Raw genomic sequence first — 23,702 nt, 5'->3', positions numbered from 1 at the left:
GTTCTACCGGCAAAGAACGGGATACCGAAACCGGAATTGCAAGCGAAGGTTTCCGAGCAGAACGAGCTATTAGCAATGATGGCAACTCATCTTGGGATAACGACCGAACGCAATTCATCACCCAGATGAGAATCAATAAGGTCTTCATGACCACTATGCCTCTCGTGGTCTTCCTTCGTGGTGTGAATGTCGGCGGACACAGGACGTTTCGCCCAAGCACGCTTGCGCGCGAACTCAGCGACTACGGTGTCGTGAACGTTGGCGCTGCGGGGACGTTTGTTGTCTGGAAGCCCGCCTCGAAAGCGAAGTTCCGCGCCGAATTGCTCCGAAAGTTGCCGTTCGAAGCCGACATTGCCGTTTGCGATGCTCGGGATATCATCCGCCTGGCGAAGGACAACCCGTTTGGAACCAAGCCGCCGGGCTCCGATATTGTTCGGTTCCTAAGCGTCGTGACGAAGACCAGCCGTGCCCGGCCAGCGATGCCGATTGCGTTTCCGCCCGAGGGCGAATGGTTGGTCCGGTTGATTGCGTCCAGGGACAGATTCGTTTTCGGCGAATACCGTCGCCACATGAAGACAATCGGCTATCTTGGGAAGATCGACAAACTGTTCAACTCGAATGTGACGACGCGCAACTGGAACACGATCATGGCAATCGTGAAACTTCTCACCGCGGAGACGCCGACATACAGGGCGCCAGCGGCCTCACGTTAGTCAGTGAAGCAACATCCCGCGTACCTGAAGTGGCTATCGAAAACTTCCATTAAGTGGCTATTTCTCGGTTCCCGCCACGGATGGTATTGTCTCTGCACTTTAAAGGGGTGAGATCGTGAAAAGACTGACGGGTTTTGCCGTAACTCTCTGCGCTTTCGTGCTGATGGTTTTCCTTCCTGCCAGCGGCAGCCAGAAAGCGCAAGACAAGACCAATGGCAAGGACATGGTTTACGTCTGTGCCTGCCTGAAGAACAAATCGTGTTCGTGCATGACCGAAGCCAAGATGGAGGGTCCGTGCGCGTGTGGAACCGCAGGTGGGCCGCCCTTGAAGGCCGTTCCAAAGAACAGTGCCTGGGCGAAGGAGAATCGCAAGGAGCTGTCGAAGTAATCCCTGTTGGAGCTAGACTTAGGCCTAACTCTTTAGAATTAGATTAAATTCTCGCGGATATCAGGTTGTTGGAACCGGTGATCTCGACCTCTATTGCGACGTGTGGTCCGCGATATAGGTACCCATCACGTATCCGAGTGTGCCGCCAACCAGGATGTCGGAAGGGAAGTGCTTCTTTGCGGGATAGCGTGAAATGCTCACGCCGGCAGCGAGAGCGTAAGCACCCCATTTGATCCACCGGTTGTGCGGATATCGATGCGCGATTACGGAAGCAAATGCAAAACTCGTCGCCGAGTGACCCGATGGAAACGACCGGCCTCCGCCCCAGAACTCTCCTGTGCTGTGCCGCGAATAAGGGAACTGCCGATCGAATGAAAGTTTCAATGCCAGGTCGGCAAGTCCCGCTGCCCCAACGGCAGTCAGCGCGGTGAAGCCGGCGTCGCTCGCACGCGAGTGATGCCCAATGCACCCTGCCGTCCACGCCAGTGCGCCCGATCCCAACTCCAGGCCCAGGCCCGCATTGGACCAATTCCCCGCTGTATTCTGCAGCGACTTCGACTGAATTCGATCGGCAGCCGGAATATCCGCCTCGGCGATCAGTATCCCTGCCGCCGCGCCAATGGGAAGCTCCCACGCCAGGTTATGCAGACGTATCGCATTGCGCGGCGCGCGGAGAATTCCGTGCCACACCGCGACGCTGTCATTCCCGATTTCACGCGTTGCAGAATGTAAGTGGCACGGTGAGGCAGTCACCTGCGCGGCGGCGCCGACGGAAATAACCGTAACCAGAATGGAGCTAAGAAGTAACCGGGTGGCGGCTTGCATTTCTGAGTTCGATGCAACCCGCAAGCACAGCGATACCCGACTTAGGTGTGTGCCCGGAGTCAGATTACCGCCTGAAAAGCGAAATTCCGCAGTAGAGTTCCTGCGAGTCAACTCCGGGGTTCTGATGGTTCAGGTCTGCGTTCGACAAGTGGTGATACATGTAGCCGAAGATGAGCGCGGTTCGCGGCGTCAGCGAGATGTGAATTCCCACTCCCGGCGCGACCGTGAAGTTGAACCGTGTTCCGCCATATGCCAGCACTTTACTGTTGAAATAAAGGAAACCGCCGGTAATTTCAAAAAAAGGACGGACGCGAGCGCGCGGCCGGAAATCGATCTGCGTTCCGACGGGGCTCACTCCGCCTCCGTACACCCATCGCATACCCCGCGGTTGCAGATGCTTTGGGGGAGCCAGCCGGTCGTCGTGCAGAAAGGCCGCCGGGATGACATCGATGCGGTATCGGACAGTGAAGTGCCGGTGACGCGCAAGCACCGGAGCCCACACCAGGGCGATTGGAACCAGTCGGCGCCCCTGCGAAAAACCTATTACGTGTCCGTCTCCGAAGTTCCCGCCGGACCACAACGCATACTCGGTTCCGTTCGCCCTCTCCTGGGCACTTAGACCCGACGCAGCAAACAGAAGTGTGAGGACCAGAACAAAGCGCCTGATGATGACTCCCCCAAGCGTTGACTTAACGGCACTTTGTTCTGATGGCGCTCAGCGTGTTGTTGCTGCCTCTGTAAGTAATTTGGCGCGCCTTCCAATTTCGGTCGGCTATTCCGTCCTTAACGCCTCCATCGGTTGAATCGTGGCCGCCCGCCGCGCGGGGATGAATCCCGCGATCGAGGTCGCGAGCAGAAGCGCCACCACCCCGATCCCGATACTCGGCGGATCGAAGAACTTCACCCCGTATAGCTGGTCCGACATCGCCCGTGCGCCAATGATCGCAACCGGGATTCCCAGTCCCAGACCGATTACCACCTTGCCAAAAGCGCCCCTCAGAACCATTCCCAGGACGCGTCCCCGGTCCGCACCGAGCGCCATGCGCAACCCGATCTCGTTCGTCCTGCGCGCCACCGAGTACGACGTTATGCCGTATAGCCCAACCGATGCGAGCACCAGAGCCAGCAGTCCGAAGAGCATCGTGAGACGGGCCACCATTCGCTCCTGGTTGAAGTTCATGCTCACCTGGTAGTCCATCGACGCCAGGTCTATAACCGTGAGATTCGGATCGATATTCGCCAATGTATGTCGCACCAGCGCGTCTACGTTCTGCGGCGAGTGGTCAAAGCGCAGAACAATTGAGTTGATATATAGCGAGCGGTTCTCCGCCGTCGCCATGTTCACTTCGGTCACCTTCATCTGTTGCGTCAGGGGGCGGAAATACATTGGCCGCACCTTCGCCCGCGGATCGACGTACTTCGCGTCTGCCACGACTCCCACGATCTCAAACGCCCCGGCGTATTTCTGGTCGAACACCCCAAAGTGTCGCCCGATTGGATCTTCCTTCGGGAAAAACTTCTTCACGAACGCCTGGTTCACTACGGCGACAAACTGTGAGGTCGCGGTATCTGCGTCGGTGAATCCGCGACCACGAATGACCGGCTGCCCAACCGCCTTGAAGAACTGCGGGTTTACGCGGTCCCAAGAGGAGCCGTTGTCATCGTTGGGTCCGGGCGCTGGGCGCCCTTCCACTCGTACGCCCTCGCCCCAGTTATTGCCTTCCAGAGGGCTGTAGAGCGCCAGGCCTACACTGTGTACACCGGGCAACGCACCGAACTGCTGTTCCAATTTCTGATACAGCTCCGGCAGCCTCTCCGTCGTATACCCCGCGCCTTGGGGATCGAAATGCACTACGTAGCGGTTCGCGGTTTGAATTCCGAAGTCCTGGTGCTGCATATTGCGCAGGCTCTTCGTGAGCATCCCCGCGCCGACGAGTAGGATGAGAGACAGCGCTGCCTGGAAGACAATAAGCCATTTTTGCGGCATCGACGCACGGTCGCGCGTCGACCGGTTCACGCCACGCAGCGCTTCCGCCGGGTCCGAATGGGACGTTATCCACGCCGGCACCGTCCCAAAGATCACACCGGTTACCAGCGACAGCAGAAACGCGAATCCCAGCACTGCCAGCGACGGACTCGCATCGATCGGCACCTGTGGCGCGTCCGGGAAGGCCAGTGCCAGGATGGTGCGCGTGCCGGCGTATGCCACACCAAGACCCACTAGTCCTCCGGCGCAGCCCAGCAGAACGCTTTCCGTGAGCATCTGCCGGATGAGCCTGCTTCGCGCCGCTCCCAGCGCCATTCGTATTGACGTGTCCGCGCGGCGTGTCGTTCCGCGCGCAAGGAGCAGGTTCGCCACGTTCGCGCACGCCACCAGCAGCACCAGCCCAGAGATCGCCATCAGCAGGTACAACTGCTTTCCCGTCTCCTGCTGCAGGTTCTGGATTCCGCCGCCACCGGGCGTCATCACCACATGCTGCTTTGGAATCACCGTAGAGCCGCCGTTCTCGGTGTACCCTGGAATGGTCGCGAGCCAAAGGCGAAGGTTGTTCGAAATCCGGTCCTGCAGCGCCACGATGCCTACACCCGGCTTCACCCGGCCGATCAGGTAGAGCCAGTTCGCTTCCTGGATATTCAGGATCGTATTGTCGCGGTTGATGACCGGCTCAATCGCCAGCGGCATCCAGATATCCGGCGGTTTGCTGCGAATCCGGTCGCCAAAGAATCCACGTGGCGCGATACCCACAATCGTCACCGGCTGTCCCTGCACATAGAAACTGGAGCCCACCACGCTCGGATCGCTTCCGTAGTCGGACTGCCACGCCTGGTAGCTCATCACCGCAGTTGGAGCGGCTCCTGTCACATCGTCGTTCGGGGTGAGCGGCCGCCCTTCGAACGCGCCGATGCCGAACGTCATAAAGTAGTTGCCGGAGACGAACTCGCTGTGCAACGACTTGGCCGGCTCCGACCCACGCCGAACCGTGAAGTCGTCTTGCCCCGATTGCATTGCCGCGAGTTGTTCGAACTCCGGCGACGTCTCCTGGATGTGCTTGTACAAGGGATACGAGAACAGGTCGAAATCGCCGTCGTCATTTTGGAACCCGCCGTTCACGCAGCAGTCGTCCTTATCTCCCACGCGATACAGGGTCTTCGGATCCACCACCGGCAACGACTTCATCAGTACGCTATGCAGCAGCGTGAAAATAGCGGTGTTGGCCCCAATACCCAGGGCGATCGTCAAAATGACAGTGATGGAAAAACTCGGCGACTTCAAAAGATGTCGCATCGCAAAGCGCAGATCCTGCATGGACGCTCCCAAGTAGAGGATTCCCAAGTTCCTCCGCTTTAGACGGTCTATACGCAGAATGGCTAGTTGCGGTTCACGTTTTTATTTTGTTGCGACGGCAGGACCCGTCTTAGCCTTTACGAAGAACGAAGAGCTGGGAGCCGGGAACTCCTTCAAACGTCTTTCAGCTGTTCCTCGCTCATCCCGAAGTAGTGCCCGATCTCGTGAATGACGGTTTGCCGCACCTGGTGTCGGATTTCGTCTTCACTGGAGCACACTGCTTCAATGTTCTTCTGGTAGAGCACGACGTAATCCGGCCCGGTCGGCAGGTCGAAGACGCTCTTACGTGTCGTGGGCACACCATGAAAGAGCCCCAGTCGCAAGGTTCGAGGCCGTCCTCGCTGTTCCGGCGGCAGATCCTCGACCAGTACAGCAACATTCTTTATGCGCTTTCGGAATTCACGCGGAAGTGAATCGAGTGCCTCTTCTACGAGCTTGGTGAACCGTTCGCGCTCCATTTGCGTATCTCCCTCCCTGGCCGTCCGCCGCGCGCATCCGACTACATAGTAATCAAGTCCTTCCGCGCTGGCGGTTGAAATTTGGAGATTCGAATGGATAATGAGGCAACGAACTCAGCTCAACTCGGCCCCCAACTAGTCCCTCCGCCTCCAGCGCCACCGAAGCGCCCTGTTGTGGTTCGCGTGTTCCTGGGCGACCAGGGCCTCCGTGCCGGCTGGCGATTCCTTCTATACCTCGTCGCCGTCGTCATTCTCCTGTGGGTAAGCACGCACATTCTCCGAGCAGTCTTCGGCTCGGGCCTGGGAATCCAGACGCCCAAAATAGCAATTGCCGGCGAACTCGCAATGTTCCTCTCCGCCGCGATCCCCGCCTTTATAGCCTCTCTCCTTGAGAGGCGCAGATGGGGAGCCTACGGTCTACCATTGCGCCGGAGCGCGATCCCGCACTTCTTCACCGGAGTCGCAATCGGCTTTGCAGCCCTTAGCGCTCTTTTGTTGATGATCCACCTCTCCCACGGTTTTTCGCTTGGCCCTATTCAACTCCACGGCGGCGAACTCGCCCGCTACGCCGTGCTCTGGGGAATCGCGTTCCTCTTAGTCGGCTTTGCCGAGGAATTCCTGTTCCGCGGCTACTCGTTATTCACGCTGGCCACCGGCACCAACTTCTGGGTTACCGGAATCATCCTCTCCGTGATCTTCGGAGCCGTTCATCTCAACAACGGTGGCGAAGACTGGGTGGGTGCGCTGAACGCGGGTCTCGTTGGCCTTATCTTCGTCTTCAGCTTATGGCGCACCGGGAACCTCTGGTTTGCCGTCGGCGCACACGCCTCCTGGGATTGGGCGGAGAGCTTCTTCTACGGCGTTCCCGACAGCGGAAACAAGTCGGTCGGCGCTCTCTTCAACCCTCATTTCGCCGGGAACAAATGGATTACCGGAGGCAGCGTTGGGCCCGAGGGCAGTCTTTATGCGTTCGCTGCCCTGGCCTTCATTGCTCTATGCGTTCACCTGCTCTATCCGCGCAGACAGTGGCAGGTCCACTGATCCCAGTGTTTGCCGGTCCCCGTGATTGTCATGGTGCATCCAATCAGGGTGCACTGATGGCTCGAATCGCAATCCTGCTTTCGGCTTTTGTAGCCGCCTCTGCGGTTTCGCTGAGCGCGCAGGAAATCTCCGTGAGGGCGGGTACCCAAATCCCCGTCGAACTCCAAACGAAAATCAAAACAGATTCCGCCAAACCCGGCGAGCGCGTGGAATTTAAGACCAGGGAGGCCGTCCTCATCGGGCACGACATCGTGGTTCCTCGGGATTCGAAGATTACCGGGCGGATTGAGCAGGTGCTCAACCGCGGCACCGGTTCGCCGAATTCCAAGGTGCGTATCAGCATCGGCCATCTCGAATGGAAAAAGAACGAAGCCTCTCTGAACGCGGTTATCATCAGCATCGAGCCCACGCCGGCCCAGCAAATGCTCGGCCTTGGCCGCCACCGGTTTGGTGACCCGCCGACTTTCCTGCGACACGTTCACATCCGCGCCTACCTGCTCCGTAACGCGAGCACCGAGTTCTACTCCGACCGCCCGGACTTCACCATCAACAAGGGCCTGTACTTTCTGCTTCGCCAGGTCGACCCCGAAAATCCCACCCGCATGATGGGCAAAGACCACACCCTCGACGTCGGCCCGCGGGATTGAGTGTCCGTTGGGACGATCGGTGCCTCACATCTGCCGCAGTTAACAGACGTGGGTCTTATCTGCGTCGGAAAAAAGAAAACGCCCGAGACCATCGCCTCGGGCGCCTAAAAACCGCAAGAACCTATCTTGCTGCAACCGCCTCTTTAGCGTACTTCTTCGCGAACTCCGTAATCGGAATCGCCGCATAATCGCCCGCGTGTCCGGCCTGGCCGAACTGCGTCATCCGTAGCGCGACCACCTTCTTCATCGCCTCGCGAGCCGGCTTCAGATAATCGCGCGGATCGAATTTTTCGGGCGTCTCCATGAACACCTTGCGGATCGCGCCCGTGATCGCCAGTCGGTTGTCGGTATCGACGTTGATCTTGCGCACGCCGTTGCGAATGCCCAACTGGATCTCCTCGACCGGGACGCCCCAGGTCGGCTTCAGGCTGCCGCCGTACTGGTTGATGATGTCCTGCAAATCCTTGGGCACACTCGAAGATCCGTGCATGACCAGGTGCACCTTCGGCAGCTTCTTGTGAATTTCAATCAGCCGGTCCATCTTCAGCACCGCGCCATCCGGTTTACGCGAGAACTTGTACGCCCCGTGGCTCGTACCGATCGCGATCGCCAGAGCGTCCACGCCGGTCTTCTCCACGAACTCCGCGGCCTGATCCGGATCGGTGACATGCTCGAGCCCGGTTCCGCCCGCGCCGTGACCGTCTTCAATTCCGCCCAGCACGCCGATCTCGCCCTCGACCGTGACGCCCTTCGCGTGCGCCATCTCCACGACGGTTCGCGTGGTCTCGACGTTGTACTCGAAACTCGACGGCGTTTTGCCATCCGGCATAAGCGAGCCATCCATCATCACGCTCGTGAAGCCGAGATCGATGGCCGATTTGCAGGTCTCCACGCTGTTGCCGTGGTCGAGGTGCATCACCAGCGGAATCTCCGGATAGAGTTCCGCCGCAGCCAACATCAGGTGGTACAGGAACTTGTCCTGCGAGTAGCTGCGCGCCCCGCGGCTCGCCTGGATGATTACCGGCGACTTCGTCTCGCGTGCCGCCTCCATAATGGCCTGGATCTGCTCCATGTTGTTGACGTTGAATGCACCGACGCCGTATCCGCCTTTGGCCGCTTCGTCGAGCACCTGCCGCATTGAAACTAAGGGCATGATTGCGCTCCTTTACACTTTCTTATCTATAATCTCTACACGCAGTAAAACGTGGGGACATTAACCATTTACCGTAACATTTTGCGCGGTCAGGCAACAAGGAACCGAAACCACGACTTCTGTGATTTTGAGCCTTAGTAGTGGTGATTAGCAGTTCGTTAGATCTGCCATCCTGACCCTGAGCGAAGGCGAAGGGGAAGTATCCCTTTAGACACACTGCACTCGATATCTATTCCTGAGGAGAGAACGACTACATGAAGCTTACCCCCGGAAAACTCGCCGGAATGAAAGCCGTCAGCGACAGCCGCGGAGTCATCGCCGCCGCTGCCATGGATCAGCGTGGATCGCTGAAGAAAGCGCTCGGCGCTAACGCTGGTGACAGGGAACTCGAAGAGTTTAAAACCTCAGTCGCCGAAATTTTGACGCCGCACGCCTCCGCCATTCTGCTTGACCCCGAGTGGGGTCTGCCTGCCGCGAAGGCCCGTGCCAAGAATGCCGGCCTCCTGCTCGCCTACGAAAAAACCGGCTATGACAAAACCGGTCCCGGTCGTCTGCCCGATCTTCTCGATCACTGGAGCGTCCGCCGCCTCAAAGAAGCCGGCGCCGATTGCATCAAGATCCTTCTCTACTACACGCCCTTCGATCCCAAGGACATCAATGATCGCAAGCGCGCCTGGGTCGAGCGCCTCGGCGACGAATGCCGCGCCAACGACATCCCATTCTTCCTCGAGCTAGTCGGCTACGAGGAAGGCGCGGACGAAAAAGGCCTGGAATTTGCGAAGAAGAAGCCGGAGATCGTCAAAGCCTCAATGGCGGAATTCACGAAAGACCGTTACGGCGTCGACGTGTTGAAAGTTGAAGTGCCTATCAATATGAAATTCGTGGAGGGCACAAAATCATTCGGCGGCCAGAAAGCCTACACGCGTGAAGAAGCCAAAAAGTTTTTCCTCGATGCCGCTACTGCCTCCACCAAACCCTTTATCTATCTTTCCGCCGGCGTGAGCAACTCCGAATTCAACGAGTCGCTCGCCCTCGCCGCCGAGTCCGGCGTTAAGTTCAATGGCGTCCTCTGCGGCCGAGCCACATGGAAAGACGGTATTCCCATTTACGCAGAAAAAGGAAACAAGGCCTTCCGCGACTGGCTCTCCAACGAAGGGGTCAAAAACATCGAGAACGTCAACCAGTCACTCAAAGCCGCAACCAGTTGGTTCTCGTTCTACCAGTGAAGGCGTAAGGTTAAGAAAGGGCGGCTTTCGGTCGCCCTTGTTCTTTCTTCGCACCACTACATTTGAGGACAAGCTTTTTCATGGTTAGAGGACACGCCTGCGCAAACGTGTTTTTGACTTTCGGCTGTCGCCCTGCGCTTCAACGCTGGGAAAGTGGATTCGAAGTTGGCGACATTGAGCTTTTGACTTTCGGCTGTAGCCCAGCGCTTCAGCGCTGGGAATCAATCTGCGAATCTCCCCGGAGTCCCGTAGGGACGACTGGAACTCAACCCAAGAGATAATCTTCTTCGAACTTCACTCCATGTTTTTTCAAAATCGCCCGCAACTCTTCCGGGAAATCTCTTTTCTTGTGATGCTCTTTCTGATTCCGAATATATGCTTCAACTTTATCCGCAACTGACCGACTTACGCTAAATGCCGAGAATCCCTCCTGCCACCCAAACCGTTTCTCAGCGAAGGTATCGTTATACCACTTCGAGGATCCGCCCTTCATAAGCCGCACTGCTTTAGAAATCGACAATATTGGCGGAATTTGAACTAACAAATGAACGTGATCCTCGGTCGCCCCCATCGTCAGCACATGGAATCCATTCTTCCGCGCAATTCCGCCCATAAACTCGCAGATGCGGTCCATACGTTCTTCAGCGAACCGCTCTCTTTCCTTAGTGCTGAAGACGACGTGAATCAAATTGTCACTAAAAGTGCGTCCCATCAGACGAAGATAGTCGCCGCTTTCACAGGACTGAAGTCCTGGGCTACACCCGAACTGCAAAACTTCCCAAAGTGGAACTGAGCTGATTCCGAGCGCCAGATTGACTCCAGTGGTCAAAGTTCTGATCGTCCTCCCAGCGCTGAAGCGCTGGGCTATAACCGGAAGTCCAAGGTACGAAATTTCCTCAAAGAAATCAGGGCGGGCTCGCGCCCGCCCCCTCCGGAGAGAAAACCTGAATTAGTGACGATCCCGGTAAATATCCCGTCGGTCATGCCGAATATCGCGTCGGTCTCGGTACCTATCGCGCCTATCGGCTCGGAAGTCCCGTCTATCTCGGTGCATGTCTCTGTAGTCGCTGCGAATGTCTTTGCGATCCCCCCGCGCGTCGGCCCAATTGCCCGATCTCCGGTCGCGCCAGTAGTCTCGCTTATCACGATTCACATCACGGTAATCGCTGCGCATATCTTTTCGATCACCGTATCTGTTCCTGTAATCCTTGCGCAGATCGCGCCGGTCGTGGCGCACGTCCCTGCGGTCGTTGTGAATGTCGCGGTTCTGAGCCACCGCACCCACGCTCATCGCCAGCGCAAGCGCACCGATGGCCAATATACTTCGTCGCATAATTCCTCCGTCGCTTCTGTGGCCGGTTTCCCTCTACCTGCCGACTCTCTGCGGAGTATCAACCCACCCCCACGCGAAAGTTGCGCCCACTCTACCTTCGGGTCATTTAAGCTATTGTTATTAAGAGGCACTGCCTCTTAGCGAGTTGATAATGAACGGACGCACTGTACTCATCACCGGCGCTTCCACTGGCATTGGTTACGCACTTGCCACGCTCTTCGCCCAGGACAAGTGGAACCTCGTGCTCCTTGCCCGCCAGCGGCCGCGGCTTCTCGAAGTGTCCGAGCAACTCGGTCACACCTATGGCGTTCAGACTCAGATCGTCGTCGCCGATCTCTCGCACCCCCGCGTGCCCGAAGAAGTCACCATGCAGCTCAATGAAACCGGCACCAAGATCGCCTGCCTCGTGAACAATGCCGGGTTCGGGGCCTACGGAGACTTCGCCGATCTCCCCCTCGACGTGCAGGCGAACATGATCCACACCAACGTCAACGCCCTCGTCGAACTCACGCATCGCCTGTTGCCGCACATCATCACCGTCCGCGGGCGCATCCTCAACGTCGCCTCCATGGCCGGTTTTCAGCCTGGCCCGCACATGGCCGTCTACTACGCGAGCAAGGCATTCGTCCTGAATTTCTCGGAAGCGCTCGCCGAGGAACTGGCGCCGCGCGGCGTTCATGTTTCAACCCTTTGCCCCGGCCCGGTTCCAACGGAATTTCAAAAACGTGCCGGGCTGCAAGGCACCGTGATCGCAAATAATCCCCTTATCGTTGAGGCGAATGTCGTCGCTCGCGAAGCTTACGACGGCCTCATGAAAGGGAAGCGCCTCATTATTCCCGGCTGGGGCAACAAAATCGGCTTGCAGAGCCAGCGCTTCGCCCCGCGCCGTCTCGTAATCAAAATCGCCGCCGCGATGCAAAAGAAAAAGAAGTGAAGTGCTTCTTGGAGAGGAGTACTCAATGTAGCGTCGTCGGTAAAATGTCAGGTTTCACCGATATACACAGAAAATATCGTTACGTACTGAAGGCCCGCGAGACGAGGCCGAATCTCAAAACTCCCCGAGTCAAAACTTCTAATCGCCTCATCAGGTCCTTTGCCGTTGACGCCGATCGCAGCCTGCGGCATTATCACAAGACGAAGTGATTATGAATTTCGCCACCTTGAACTTTTCGGGCTATTTCGGCTATTTCCGATTTATCGGAAGCGGCCCGGAGAGACTTGGCGAAAGGCGCACCTAAGCTGAAATAAAAAGCCAAAAGTTCTCAGGAGCCGCGAGTAAATCTCGCGGCTTTTGCTTTTGACGCAGGAGAAGCAGATGAGTCCTGAAGATGTTCGCCGCCGCCGAGACGAGATTGATCGACTCGACGCCGAACTCGTCCGAATCCTCAACCAGCGCGCCGCGCTTGCGCTTGATCTCGCGCGCCTGAAGCAAGGTCTCGGCTGGGAAATCCGCGACCCCGAGCGCGAACGCCAGGTCCTCTCACGCGCAATCGGCTCAAATCCCGGACCTTTCGACCATACCGGAATTCGCCGCATCTTCCGACGCATCATCTGCGAATCACGCCGCATGGAAAAAGAACTGCACAAGGAGAACCGCGCGTGAACCCTCGCGTTGCATTCCAGGGCGAGCGCGGAGCTTTCAGCGAGGAAGGCGCGCAAGTCCTGTTCAACAACGAGGTCGAAACCGTTCCTTGCGCGACCTTCGAATTGCTCTTCAGCGCCGTGAAGGATGGCCGCGCCGACTACGTGCTCTCCCCGCTGGAGAACAGCCTCGCCGGTCACGTGACGCGATGTTACGACCTGCTCTACGAATCCGACCTCTCGATTCACGCCGAGGTCGTCCGTCCCATTCATCATTGCCTGATCGGCGTTCCCGGCGCCCGGATCGACACCCTGAAGGCCGTGCAGTCGCATCCAGTTGCGCTCGCGCAGTGCGAAGCCTTCTTCGTCTCGAATCCGCAGATCAAGCGCATCGTCGCGGAAGACACAGCCGGAAGCGTTCGGGAGGTAATGGAGCGCGGAGATCGCACTGTGGCCGCCATTGCCGGTTCGCACGCAGCATCCGCCTACAACGCAAGCGTTCTGCGCTCGAACGTTGAAGATTTTCCGGAGAACTTCACGCGCTTCGCGCTGCTCGGGCCGCGTTCGGCGGAGATCGCCGACGCCAATAAGTACTCGCTGGCCGTGAAGCTTCGGCATGAGTCCGGTTCGCTTTATCACGCTCTCGAACCCTTCGCGCGGCACGGCATCAATCTCGCGAATCTGCTTTGCCGGCCTATCAAGCGAAGCCCCTGGCAATACCTGTTCTTTCTCGATTTTCTTGCCGCGCCGTCGGAAGCAACGCAATCGGCGCTGCAGCAATTACGCAACATGGCGGAAGAAGTGCGCGTGCTCGGCTCCTATCGCGCCGCAGCCGCCAACATTTAGGAAGGGATCCCAATGATCATCAGCATGCTGGAAAATGCAACCGAACAACAGATCGCACACGTTATCGCGCGCGTGCGGGAACTCGGCTATAAGGCCCAGGTCACGCAAGGAGAAGAGAAGACTATCGTCGCCGCCGTCGGTTCGGGCCGTCGCGAAGAACTCGAAGCCCTTACCGCCGCGCCCGGTGTCGAACGCCTCATTCCCATCGCGCACCCGTTCAAACTCGTCGCGAGGCAGGGAAGAACTGCGCGCACCGTTGTAAGCGTCGGCGACGTGCGCATTGGCGGTGACGATATTGTCCTTATCGCCGGACCGTGCTCGGTCGAGTCGCGTGAACAGCTCTTCGCAACCGCGCACGCCGTGCGCCATGCGGGGGCGACAATGCTCCGAGGGGGTGCCTACAAACCGCGCACCTCGCCTTATGAGTTCCAGGGACTTGGCGAAGACGCGCTGAAGCTTCTGCGCGAAGCCTCGGACGAGACCGGCCTTCCGGTCGTGACCGAGGTGCTCGGCACCGACGACGTCGATCTCGTCGCCGACTATGCCGACATGCTGCAGATCGGCGCGCGCAACATGCAGAACTTTGCACTGCTGCGCCGCGTGGCAAAGTGTCCGAAGCCGGTAATGCTGAAACGTGGTCCGGCGGCGACCGTGAAGGAATGGCTACTTGCCGCCGAATACCTCATCGCCGGTGGCAATCCGAACGTCGTTCTCTGCGAGCGTGGCGTAAAGTCGTATGACACTGAAACACGAAACCTTTTCGATCTGGCTTCGCTGGCGTTGGCGCGACAACTTTCACACCTTCCCGTTATCGCCGATCCCTCGCACGGAACCGGCCGTCGCGATCTGATCCCCGTGATGTCGCGCGCTGCCATTGCCGCAGGAGCGGACGGAATCATGGTGGAGGTGCATCCGTGCCCTGAGCGCGCCATGTCCGACGGTCCGCAGTCGCTCGAACCCGAACAGTTCACTCAACTCGTACGAGACCTGTTTCAGCCCGCGCGCCGACTCGCGGTGGCTGCGACGCGGTTCACGCCTCATTCGGAAGGCGTGATCGCATCGGCGGCGAGCGCCGACTAAGGGGAAGCATTCAGCGATCAGCACTCAAGCATTCGGTGACACAGGGCGAAACGCTACAGCTGAATGCCGAAACCTGAGCATCTCGTTCCCGCTCTTTTACAGAAGGGAAGTGAATTCGAAGTTCGAGGCGCTGACCGGCGCGATGCCGGGCCGCATCACCACAACGTTATCTCCGTCGGCGACGACGGTCAGTTTTGCCAATCCGAGAAACAATCCGTTCTCTAGCACGCCTGCGATGCTCTTCAACTCGCGATCGAGCGCGACGGGATCGGCAATCGCTCCGAAGTGGCAATCGAGCAGCCAGTTACTCTGATCGGTGAGATACGGCGTTCCGTCATTCTCGCGTCGAACCGGCCTTCCCCCGAGTGCCGCGATCCGATCCGCCACCCAGGGCGCCGCGAAGGGAACTACCTCGACCGGCAGCGGCATGGCTCCTAGAACCGGAACTGGCTTGGAGGAATCAGCGACCACGACCAGGAATTTCGATGCCGTGGCGATCACCTTCTCGCGAAACAGCTTTCCGCCGCCGCCCTTGATAAGGTGAAGCTCCGGTGTGATTTCGTCCGCGCCATCAACGGTGAAGTCGAGCCGCAGTCCTGACGCAGGCTGCAGCAGCGGGATGCCCACCGAACGCGCCAGTTCTTCTGAATCTATGGAGGTCGGGATTCCGCTCACGCGCAGCCGCTCGTCGCGGACCCGTGCCCCGAGCGCGCGTATGAAGTAGGCGGCAGTAGTTCCGCTCCCGATCCCGATACGCGCACCATCGGGAATCCAGCGCGCGACCGCCTCAGACGCGAGCCGTTTTTCCCGCTCCAAATCTTCTCTTGTCTTCCCTGAACTCATCGAAGCAAACGCCGAAAAACCTTCCGACCCACACCGGGAAGATATCATCTAAATCCGCTGAGGCATATATAGGAGGTAAGGCGTGAGCGGAAATTGGAAAGTTCATCGCGGCGAGACCCAGGCACACGAGCACTCAAGCGAAGAGGAACACCGAATCCGCGAGGCCGCTCTCGACGAAACCATCGAGGAGACTTTTCCGGCCAGCGACCCACTCTCGACCATTCCCAACCCAGACGACGAGGAAGCTCTCAAGCGCGCAAGTTGAGCCGCTGAAGCCGCCTAAGAACCAAAAAGCCGAAGCGTGAGCTTCGGCTTTGAACCTTCCGGGAACAAATCAGTGCGTCGGGGCGAAATACCCCTTGCGCGCGCGAATCACAACATTCTTGTTCGCCGACACGATCCTGATCGTTCGGTAGCGGCCGTCCGCCGCGAAATCCGCCGGCTTGTACGAAAGCGCGTACTGGCTGCGCAACTCGTTTTCAATGGTGCTGAAGGCGTGCGCCACGTCTTCCACCTTGCTCGGGAAGAACGCCCGTCCGCCGGTTTCGTCCGCCAACTGTTCCAGTACCTTGTCGCCGCGCGTGCGTACGTTGCTGTCGTTCGTGCTGATCGTATAAATCGTGACTTCCGCGCGCTTCGCCGCGTCAATTGCCTGCGCGCGAGTCAGGCGGCTCTGGTTGTCTTCGCCGTCGCTGATAAGAATGATGACGCGCCGCACCGGCCGGTCAGCCTTAACGTCTTTCAATTTCTTATTCGCCGCATCCGCCACTGCATCGTAGACCGCGGTACCGCCACCCGCGTTCAAAGAACGCACCGCATTCGCAAGCTTTGCCGTGTCGTCTGTGAAGCCCTGCGGAAACCGCTCGACGGAATCGAAAGCCAGGACGAATGCCTTGTCGGTCCCGCGCCGCAATATCTCGTCGAAAAACTTGATCGCCGATTCCTGCTCGAATGCCATGCGGTCGGTAATCGAGCCGCTGACATCGAGTACAAGCCCAACTCGCAGCGGCAAATCCGTCTCGCTCGCGAAGCTGTTCACCGCAGCCGGAGGCTTGCCGTCATCCAGCACCGTGAGATCCGATTCCTTAAGATTGTTCTTGTAGTGTCCCTTGCGATCCGTCGCCGTGAAGATGACATTTACTTCCTTCACTTCGGCGCGGATGGTCGTGATCGGGTCATCTCCCTGCGGCAACGACGAATCGGTCCCCTGCCTGTTTGTCGCCGCGTATTGTGCCACCGGTGCCGCTTGCGCCCACATTGCCGGAACCACGAGCGCCACGCACAACAGCAGAAGTATCGACCTCGACCTCATCATTGGTCTCCTGGACACCCATGTTTCTTACGGTGGCGTTAGTTTACTTAGATGCGCCGATCACGCGAAAGACACTATAGGGCAATGAACCAAGGCGCAAAACACCTGCCATTCGTGCGGTTTCTCCACACAAAGTGGTATTTCCATCAACAAACCGCGTAATAGCGCGCTTCGCGACGCTCGAGTTGCACCTACCCATGCATTTCCAAGGGCTTGTGAATCGGCCCCACGGTGAAAATCTTTCACGCTGCGTGTACTTCTGGCAGCAGATTTCCACCGCCGACACTCAGGTACACTCGACTTATGCGGGAAGTATTCCGAAACCGGCCACTGGCGCTGCTGTTCTCGGCGAATTTCGTGTCGATGATCGGCAGCGGCATGAACTCGGCCGCTGTCACCTGGTACATCCTGCAGGCAACTCATTCGGAAGAGATGCTCGGCGCGCTCGTCATTGCACAGGCCATCCCCTCGCTCCTCCTGATGCCCTTCAGTGGCGTTGTCATCGATCGCGAAGACCGCCGGCGCGTTGTCATGTTCCTCGACGCCGCACGCGGCCTGCTCATTCTGAGCGTTGCCATCCTCTGCCTTCGCGGAGTTGTGCAGGTCTGGCACCTGTTCGCGATGGGCGTCCTGGTCTCGACCGGCTTCTGGATGTTCTGGCCAACGATCACCGCGCTCCTGCAGGAACTGACACCCGAGGCACAATTCGCCGAATCGAATGCCATGCTGCTCGCGGGATTCCAAGGCGGCTGGATGGTCGCAGGTTCCATCGTCGGCTTCGTCTACGCGAAGATCGGTATCGGCGGCATTCTTCTTTTCGACGCCTCAACGTACGCCTTTTCCATCCTCTGCTACTGGTTCGTGCGCAAGGGGCGCCACGTCGTCGCTCACACTTCCATACATATCGACAAGCATCCCCTCGCACGTTTCGCGCACGAGATGCGCGACGGCCTGAGCTTCGTGAAATCCAACCTCGCGCTTGCGATGGTCGGTTCTACTTGGGCAGTGTTCGTCTCTGCAATGATGGTGAACGGTGTGCTGACGGCGCCGCTCAGCGACCGCATTCTGCACGCCGGCGCGGTTGGCTACGGATGGCTCAATGCCGGCTGGGGAGTCGGCGCGTTCATCAGCACCTTCTATGCTGCGCGAATGTCGCACCGCTGGGGATGGGGGAAAGTCGTGCCGGCCAGCATGTTCCTCATCTCGCTGTGCTTCTTCTTCGTGCCGCACTCGACCGTCGTCGGCCTCGCCGCCGGAATCTACCTGGCCTCGACGTTCTATTTCATCGCCGGAAGCGCCCGCGGCGTCGGCGGAATCGCGCTGAGCGCCAGCATCATGCAACTCGTCCCCAAACACCTCATGGGCCGCGTGCAGACTCTGTTCAGCCTCGTCGCCATCATCCTGCAAATCTCGCTCGCGCCGCTGGCCGGACGCATTGCCCAGCGCCACAGTCTCACCCTCGCGCTGGCCATGATCGCCGTCATGTACCTGATCGCTACCACAACGTCATTCTGGGGTGCGCGGGCATCCTCGGTTGAACCAGCCACAACTGCTGTTAACGCTGACTGACCTTTCCGGCTGCGCTTTGAATTCTCGATTCTGCTGGTGAATAGTGTTTTTTTCAGTCTTCAATGCGAAAATCGTCAATGGGTCAATTGCAGTTCATTCGTCAATCCGACAATCGTCATTGTTCTTTGACACTCACGTTTTCCGCTTGTTACTATGAAGTGTCGGAGCAGCAAGTATTTACCTCTCCTGTCGCGTCCCCGTCGTCTAGCCCGGCCTAGGACACCGCCCTTTCACGGCGATAACACGGGTTCAAATCCCGTCGGGGACGCCAAAGTAATCCGACCGCGAGTCGAAGAACATAACTTGCCTCGACGAACCCAACAGCCCACTTCGCCTCTCGATCGCCTCTCCATCGTTTTGGTGAGCACGCGCAATCCGCTCAACATCGGGGCCGCCGCCCGCGCGGTCAGCAATTTCGGATTCGCCGATCTCCGCCTGGTGAATCCGTACGACGAAGGCTTCCGTGAAGCACGCTCGGCGAGGAGTGGTTCCGCCGCGCTTTTGCAGAGGGCCAAGGTTTACGGGTCTGTTGCCGAAGCCGTTGCAGACTGTGCGCTCGTTATCGGCACCACCGCCGCGCGTGACCGCGAGTTGCATCATCCGCTGCATCGTCTGGAGGCCGCCGCAAAAGAGATTCGCAAGCATCTCGCGGCCGGCCGCGTCGCCCTGCTCTTCGGTTCGGAAAAACGGGGCCTTCTGAACGCCGATCTCAGCCACTGTCACTGGTTGTTGCGAATTCCCACGCGCGAAGGCGTCTCGATGAATCTCGGCCAGGCCGTCGCGGTGTGTCTTTATGAACTTGTTCGCGAGACCAAAGCAGCCGCGCCCAAGGGTTCCGCGAAACCGGCCTCGGCCAGCGACGTCGAGCGCTTTACAAATATGCTTGTCGAAGCTCTCCGCACCAGCGGCTATCTGAATCCTGACACGCCGGCATCGGAAGAGAAGATTCGCCGGACCGTGCGCCGCCTCGGCCTTCCCGCCGATGATGCGGAGACCTGGCTGGGCATGCTCCGCCAGATCCTCTGGAAACTCGGCAACGCCCCGAAAAAGTAGGGTGCGGAGCCGCGCGCCCGCGTACCCCACCAAAGAGACACATTAATTTCCCTCCGCTTTGTAACTTCTTTCCCGCTGTAACATCGATACAGGTAGTTCAATGTGGGGTGCAGTTCTTCATGCTCACTAAAAGCAAAAAGCCGTACGATTTGCCGTACTCGGAAGTGACGCCGAAATCGCTCTTTATGAATCGCCGGAAATTCATGGCCGGAGCGGCAGTGGCCGGGGTGGCCGCTGTCGGCTACAAGGGATTCGAGCTTTTCTCTCCGGACGAGTCGGTGCAGGCGAACACCAGGCTGCAATACTCGAAGAGCAAGTACAGCACCAACGAAAAGGAAACGCCCTACAAGGACGTCACCACCTATAACAACTTCTACGAGTTCTCGACCGACAAGAGCGGCCCATCCGAACTAGCCGGCAAGTTCCAGACACGCCCGTGGGAAGTTTCCATCGAGGGCGAAGTTGCAAAGCACAAGAAGATCGACATCGACTCGCTGATGAAACTCGCGCCGCTGGAGGAGCGAATCTATCGGCATCGCTGTGTCGAAGGCTGGTCCATCGTCGTGCCCTGGATCGGCTTCCCGATGAATGCCCTCATCGATTACGCGCAGCCGACCTCGAAGGCGAAGTTTGTGCAGTTCGAGACCGTTTACCGTCCCACACAGATGCCCGGCCAGAACCGCAATGTACTCCAGTGGCCCTACGTTGAAGGGCTACGCATGGACGAAGCGCAGAACGTGCTCTCGATGATCACCGTCGGACTCTATGGCGAAACTCTTCCGAACCAGAACGGCGCGCCTGTGCGCGTGACCGTACCGTGGAAGTATGGTTTCAAGAGCATCAAGTCAATCGTGAAAGTGAAGTTTGTGAAGAATCAGCCGGAGACCACCTGGAACCTCTCCGCGCCGAACGAATACGGCTTCTACTCCAACGTGAATCCGAACGTCGATCACCCGCGCTGGAGCCAGGCCAAGGAACGTCGCCTCGGCGAATTCTTCAAGCGTCCCACGCTGATGTTCAACGGCTACGGCGATTACGTAGCCAGCATGTACAACGGCATGGACCTGCGAAAGTATTTCTAAAACCATTTGCAACAATCGTTGAGACGTGGGTTTTAACAGAGAACGCAGAACATAGAACTGAGAACCGTCTTTTCCATGCGTAACAAAATCCTCAAACCGGTTGTATTCCTTGCCGCACTGGTTCCTCTCGCGCTGCTGACCCTGGATGGCCTGCAGGACAATCTTGGCGCGAACCCCATTGAGAAGATCACGCACCAGACCGGCCGCTGGACGCTGATCCTCCTGCTGGTGACACTTTCGATTACTCCGCTGCGTCGCATCACGGGAATTCAGTGGCTCATCCAGTACCGCCGGATGATCGGCCTGTTCGCGTTCTTCTACGGCTTCCTGCACTTCATGACCTACGTCTGGCTCGACCAGTTCTTTGACTTCCACTCGATGCTCAAGGACGTCTACAAGCGGCCGTTCATCACCGCCGGACTCACCGGATTCGTGCTGATGGTTCCACTCGCATCGACCTCGACGAAGGGGTGGATCCGACGCCTCGGCAAGCGCTGGCAACTTCTGCACCGGTTAATCTATTTTTCCGCTGCCGCGGGCGTCATCCATTTCATCTGGCTGGTCAAGGCTGATCTCCGGGAACCGATGATTTACGCGACCATTCTTGGTGGTCTTTTGGCGATTCGAGTATGGTTCTGGATCAGGAAGCGCCGTCGCCTCGCGTCTCCAGTCCCACAGCCCGCAAGCCCCTCGCCCGCACCGGCCGACTGAACCCGCAATTCGGAACTGGGATATACTTGGCCATCGAGGCCGGGTATGTTCCGTCGTATCGCTTCATTTGCGGTCAGTTTTGCTCGCCGGCTCTTCAATAGCCCTCCACCCGAACCTCCTTTTGCGGAAGTACCCGTCGTCGCAGGCGGTGGCCCTGAGCCTCGCAGTGGCGCCGTCGCCCTGGAGGAACCGAGAGATGCTAAATTCTCGGACCTGCGTTCCAGGCGAAAAGGTTCGTAGCCGTTCAGTGCCGTTGTTGCCGCGCCTGGCACCGCCATCATCGATTTGCCGTAAACTGGTCTGCAGCAATGGTTTCTGTTCTTCGGTTCACCCGATTTTCGGTGCTTCGGTTGCTTTTCGCCTCCATCCCTTTTTCAGGAAATCTCATCCAAATTCGTCAGGAGAAATTCTGAATCGTGCTCTGTCCTGTGTGTCAGTCGAACAATCCGGATAGCAACTTGTTTTGCGGCCAATGCGGCCATCCGCTTGCCACGTCGCACGTGCCCAGCAACTATCCCCGCGAGGGCTTCGACGAAGCGGAAGCGCTAGACATCCAGCAGATCGACCCGCGTATTCCGGCGAACGAATACACCGAGCCTCGTGTTACCCGTCGGGCCGAGCCGACCGGAAACAGTGCGCCTCGCGGGCCATTCTCCCGTGCTTATGACGCCAGCCAAGAGCCGCCAAGGAACCAGGAAATAGAGCCTCGAAGAAATCAGGAGCAGGTAACATCGCGCAAAACGGAAACGGTCGCATCCGCATCGAGCGCCACGAATTCCACCAGCATCTTTGGCCTCGAGAACATCGAGCGGCCCAAGTTCGAAACCGACCCCTACTCCGTCAAGCCCGTTTCCAATTCCATGTTCGACTTCGAGCCCGTTGGAGAGCGGAGCGGCCCATCTATCCATGGCCCATCGTTCCTCGGCCTCAGCGAGCCGGATTTTCTCGACGAGGAAGAGAAACCGTCGCACGCGCGTCGTAACTGGCTCCTTGTCGCGCTCGCCGTTGTTATCGTTATTGGGGCCGTGCAGTGGCGAAACATTCGTGATACCGGCATACAGTACGCCGGAACACTGCATTTCAAATTCCCGTCGAAGAAAGGGCAGGGACAGGTACAGGTCGCGCCGGAACAAGTCGCCCCATCAGAGAACGGCCAGACCGCTTCGTCGGAACCGGGCCAGCCCTCGATGGAAGTGAATCCGACCACCAACGGCGCTGCTCCCGCGACGACCGCCTCGGGTGATCAGCCGAAGCCGGCTGACGAGAATCTGCTGACGGCGCAACCCGCCGCGAATACCGCGCAACCGGCTGATTCGCACAACACCGATTCAACAGCCGGGAACGACGCGAATTCGAAATCCGCAGCCCAGACCACAGCGCGGCAAGAGGAAAAAGCATCTGCAGCGGCCGGCGAATCGCAGAAGAACGCATCGGCGAAATCCGGTTCCGCGAAATCCGCCGCCGTGCCCGCAAAGAATTCCGAAGTCGCCGAAGCACGACCCCCGACAGCTAAGGCTGAACGTGCTGCGCGGGCAAAGCCAAAGACCGAGACACCCGAAGCCCCTAAGCGCGCTCCCGGATCTGATGAGGTCGCTCGCGCAATCTCCGCATCCGATCCCGCGACCGCCGCCAACTGGCTGTGGGCCGCCGTAAAGAAAGGGAACAAGGAGGCCCCGGTGCTCCTCGCCGATTACTACGCGAAGGGCCGCGGTGTTCCAAAGGATTGCGAGCAGGCCACCGTGCTGCTTCGTTCCGCCGCCTCTGCCGGAAATCCCCGCGCCAGCGCCCGTCTCGGAATGTATTACGCCACCGGACAATGCGTTCGGCGGGATCGCAGCGAAGCTTGGCGGTGGCTCTCCGCTGCGCACGCAAAAGACCCCGCCAGCGACTGGATCGACCAATACCGCCGCCATCTCTGGACGCAAATGACTCCGGAAGAGCGCGCCCGCGCTGGCAGCGGCCCAACCGCGAGCGAATAAGGATAGGACCTCATCGACTGGAACTTCAGGTTGTAAATCGAGAATCTCTGTGGCTCTGTGGTGAGAAGGTTTTGAACTATGCCGGGATCTTATCCTTCGGTGCTTTTCTCCGGCGCTCCGACTCTTCGCGCAGCCGCCCGTAGGTCTTCGCCAGTTCCTCGAGTTCTCCGTCGCTCAGTTTCTCGATGTCGATCATCTCGTTGTGCGCCCGCTGTATCGACCGGATGATTTCATCCAGCTTCAGGTGGATGGCTCTCGCGTCGCGGTTCTGCGTGTTTTGAATCATGAAGACCATCAGGAAGGTGATGATCGTTGTCGCGGTATTGATGACCAGTTGCCACGTGTCGGAGTAGTGGAAGATCGGCCCCGTGGCGCCCCAGAGCGCTACGAGCGCGACCGCGCCAAAGAATAGCCAACTCGAACCTACCCAGTGCGACACCCGCGCCGCAAAATGTCCAAACGTGCCTGACAGGCTTTTTTTCGCTTCCTCGGTACCCATGTATCAGGTACGAGTCA

25 protein-coding genes and 1 tRNA gene are annotated in these 23,702 nt (G+C 58.5%); 16 read left to right on the top strand and 10 right to left on the bottom strand.

Features of this window, described 5'->3' with window-relative positions:
• Positions 1-713: DUF1697 domain-containing protein (locus ROO76_07665; GenBank protein ID MDT8068031.1), on the top strand; the 713-nt coding region annotated here is incomplete at its 5' end.
• A 115-nt stretch (positions 714-828) separates the two neighbouring features.
• Complete coding sequence (locus tag ROO76_07660; GenBank protein ID MDT8068030.1) at positions 829-1,101, top strand: hypothetical protein; 273 nt, start codon at positions 829-831, stop codon at positions 1,099-1,101.
• Positions 1,102-1,191: 90 nt separating this feature from the next.
• Here the strand turns inward: ROO76_07660 and ROO76_07655 are convergent, their stop codons facing one another.
• The 4 genes from ROO76_07655 to ROO76_07640 all read right to left on the bottom strand — a co-directional run bounded on the left by ROO76_07655 (position 1,192) and on the right by ROO76_07640 (position 5,730).
• Positions 1,192-1,926 carry a phosphatase PAP2 family protein gene (locus ROO76_07655; protein MDT8068029.1) on the bottom strand — a complete coding sequence of 245 codons (735 nt, stop codon included), beginning with the start codon at positions 1,924-1,926 and terminating at the stop codon, positions 1,192-1,194.
• A gap of 64 nt (positions 1,927-1,990) precedes the next feature.
• The gene (locus ROO76_07650) at positions 1,991-2,506 is read right to left on the bottom strand and encodes an acyloxyacyl hydrolase (protein ID MDT8068028.1); all 516 of its coding nucleotides are present in this window, start codon (positions 2,504-2,506) and stop codon (positions 1,991-1,993) included.
• A gap of 192 nt (positions 2,507-2,698) precedes the next feature.
• Positions 2,699-5,233: an ABC transporter permease gene (locus ROO76_07645; protein MDT8068027.1), complete on the bottom strand. Its 2,535-nt coding sequence runs from the start codon at positions 5,231-5,233 to the stop codon at positions 2,699-2,701.
• A gap of 152 nt (positions 5,234-5,385) precedes the next feature.
• Positions 5,386-5,730 (bottom strand): metallopeptidase family protein, encoded by a 345-nt coding sequence (locus ROO76_07640; GenBank protein ID MDT8068026.1) that lies wholly within the window; start codon positions 5,728-5,730, stop codon positions 5,386-5,388.
• A gap of 93 nt (positions 5,731-5,823) precedes the next feature.
• On the opposite strand from ROO76_07640, the gene ROO76_07635 reads away from it, so the two are divergent.
• Both ROO76_07635 and ROO76_07630 read left to right on the top strand, forming a co-directional pair.
• A complete protein-coding gene (locus tag ROO76_07635; protein ID MDT8068025.1) occupies positions 5,824-6,771 on the top strand; it encodes a type II CAAX endopeptidase family protein in 948 nt (315 codons plus the stop codon).
• A 56-nt stretch (positions 6,772-6,827) separates the two neighbouring features.
• A complete protein-coding gene (locus ROO76_07630) occupies positions 6,828-7,418 on the top strand; it encodes a hypothetical protein (protein ID MDT8068024.1) in 591 nt (196 codons plus the stop codon).
• A 121-nt stretch (positions 7,419-7,539) separates the two neighbouring features.
• Here ROO76_07630 and fba read toward each other — a convergent pair whose 3' ends face one another.
• On the bottom strand, positions 7,540-8,571 hold the full coding sequence (gene fba / locus ROO76_07625) for a class II fructose-bisphosphate aldolase (protein ID MDT8068023.1): 1,032 nt from the start codon (positions 8,569-8,571) through the stop codon (positions 7,540-7,542).
• A gap of 254 nt (positions 8,572-8,825) precedes the next feature.
• Between fba and ROO76_07620 the strand changes: the two genes are divergently transcribed.
• The gene (locus ROO76_07620; protein ID MDT8068022.1) at positions 8,826-9,797 is read left to right on the top strand and encodes a tagatose 1,6-diphosphate aldolase; all 972 of its coding nucleotides are present in this window, start codon (positions 8,826-8,828) and stop codon (positions 9,795-9,797) included.
• Positions 9,798-10,062: 265 nt separating this feature from the next.
• Here ROO76_07620 and tnpA read toward each other — a convergent pair whose 3' ends face one another.
• Both tnpA and ROO76_07610 read right to left on the bottom strand, forming a co-directional pair.
• Complete coding sequence (gene tnpA / locus ROO76_07615) at positions 10,063-10,626, bottom strand: IS200/IS605 family transposase (GenBank protein ID MDT8068021.1); 564 nt, start codon at positions 10,624-10,626, stop codon at positions 10,063-10,065.
• A gap of 120 nt (positions 10,627-10,746) precedes the next feature.
• Positions 10,747-11,130 (bottom strand): hypothetical protein, encoded by a 384-nt coding sequence (locus ROO76_07610; GenBank protein MDT8068020.1) that lies wholly within the window; start codon positions 11,128-11,130, stop codon positions 10,747-10,749.
• 151 nt (positions 11,131-11,281) lie between these two features.
• Here ROO76_07610 and ROO76_07605 point away from each other — a divergent pair, with 151 nt between their 5' ends.
• From ROO76_07605 to aroF, 4 genes are all read left to right on the top strand, one after another.
• Entirely contained in the window at positions 11,282-12,064 is a 783-nt protein-coding gene (locus tag ROO76_07605; GenBank protein ID MDT8068019.1) for an SDR family oxidoreductase, read from the top strand.
• A 381-nt stretch (positions 12,065-12,445) separates the two neighbouring features.
• The gene (locus ROO76_07600) at positions 12,446-12,733 is read left to right on the top strand and encodes a chorismate mutase (protein ID MDT8068018.1); all 288 of its coding nucleotides are present in this window, start codon (positions 12,446-12,448) and stop codon (positions 12,731-12,733) included.
• Positions 12,730-13,557, top strand: coding sequence for a prephenate dehydratase (locus ROO76_07595; GenBank protein MDT8068017.1), 828 nt, complete (start codon positions 12,730-12,732; stop codon positions 13,555-13,557). Before ROO76_07600 ends, ROO76_07595 begins: the two co-directional genes overlap by 4 nt.
• Positions 13,558-13,569: 12 nt before the next feature.
• Positions 13,570-14,637 carry a 3-deoxy-7-phosphoheptulonate synthase gene (gene aroF / locus ROO76_07590; protein ID MDT8068016.1) on the top strand — a complete coding sequence of 356 codons (1,068 nt, stop codon included), beginning with the start codon at positions 13,570-13,572 and terminating at the stop codon, positions 14,635-14,637.
• 96 nt (positions 14,638-14,733) lie between these two features.
• Here the strand turns inward: aroF and rpiA are convergent, their stop codons facing one another.
• Positions 14,734-15,453, bottom strand: a complete 720-nt coding sequence (gene rpiA, locus ROO76_07585; GenBank protein ID MDT8068015.1) for a ribose-5-phosphate isomerase RpiA — start codon at positions 15,451-15,453, stop codon at positions 14,734-14,736.
• Between the two features lie 109 nt (positions 15,454-15,562).
• On the opposite strand from rpiA, the gene ROO76_07580 reads away from it, so the two are divergent.
• Positions 15,563-15,745 carry a hypothetical protein gene (locus ROO76_07580; protein MDT8068014.1) on the top strand — a complete coding sequence of 61 codons (183 nt, stop codon included), beginning with the start codon at positions 15,563-15,565 and terminating at the stop codon, positions 15,743-15,745.
• 69 nt (positions 15,746-15,814) lie between these two features.
• On the opposite strand, the gene ROO76_07575 is transcribed toward ROO76_07580, so the two are convergent.
• Complete coding sequence (locus tag ROO76_07575; GenBank protein ID MDT8068013.1) at positions 15,815-16,795, bottom strand: VWA domain-containing protein; 981 nt, start codon at positions 16,793-16,795, stop codon at positions 15,815-15,817.
• Between the two features lie 228 nt (positions 16,796-17,023).
• On the opposite strand from ROO76_07575, the gene ROO76_07570 reads away from it, so the two are divergent.
• The 6 genes from ROO76_07570 to ROO76_07545 all read left to right on the top strand — a co-directional run bounded on the left by ROO76_07570 (position 17,024) and on the right by ROO76_07545 (position 23,186).
• Positions 17,024-18,361 carry an MFS transporter gene (locus tag ROO76_07570; protein MDT8068012.1) on the top strand — a complete coding sequence of 446 codons (1,338 nt, stop codon included), beginning with the start codon at positions 17,024-17,026 and terminating at the stop codon, positions 18,359-18,361.
• A 193-nt stretch (positions 18,362-18,554) separates the two neighbouring features.
• Positions 18,555-18,632: transfer RNA gene (locus ROO76_07565), tRNA-Glu, on the top strand.
• Between the two features lie 32 nt (positions 18,633-18,664).
• On the top strand, positions 18,665-19,414 hold the full coding sequence (locus tag ROO76_07560; GenBank protein MDT8068011.1) for an RNA methyltransferase: 750 nt from the start codon (positions 18,665-18,667) through the stop codon (positions 19,412-19,414).
• Positions 19,415-19,533: 119 nt separating this feature from the next.
• Positions 19,534-20,496: a protein-methionine-sulfoxide reductase catalytic subunit MsrP gene (msrP, locus tag ROO76_07555; GenBank protein ID MDT8068010.1), complete on the top strand. Its 963-nt coding sequence runs from the start codon at positions 19,534-19,536 to the stop codon at positions 20,494-20,496.
• A 75-nt stretch (positions 20,497-20,571) separates the two neighbouring features.
• Entirely contained in the window at positions 20,572-21,207 is a 636-nt protein-coding gene (locus ROO76_07550) for a protein-methionine-sulfoxide reductase heme-binding subunit MsrQ (protein MDT8068009.1), read from the top strand.
• Between the two features lie 458 nt (positions 21,208-21,665).
• Entirely contained in the window at positions 21,666-23,186 is a 1,521-nt protein-coding gene (locus ROO76_07545; GenBank protein ID MDT8068008.1) for a hypothetical protein, read from the top strand.
• Between the two features lie 76 nt (positions 23,187-23,262).
• Here ROO76_07545 and ROO76_07540 read toward each other — a convergent pair whose 3' ends face one another.
• Entirely contained in the window at positions 23,263-23,685 is a 423-nt protein-coding gene (locus ROO76_07540) for a low affinity iron permease family protein (protein ID MDT8068007.1), read from the bottom strand.
• Positions 23,686-23,702: the final 17 nt, after the last annotated feature.

This window comes from Terriglobia bacterium, assembly GCA_032252755.1.
Lineage (GTDB): Bacteria > Acidobacteriota > Terriglobia > Terriglobales > Acidobacteriaceae > JAVUPY01.
Note: the sequence above shows the minus strand (reverse complement) of the source record. Positions and strands in the feature narration are given on the sequence as shown.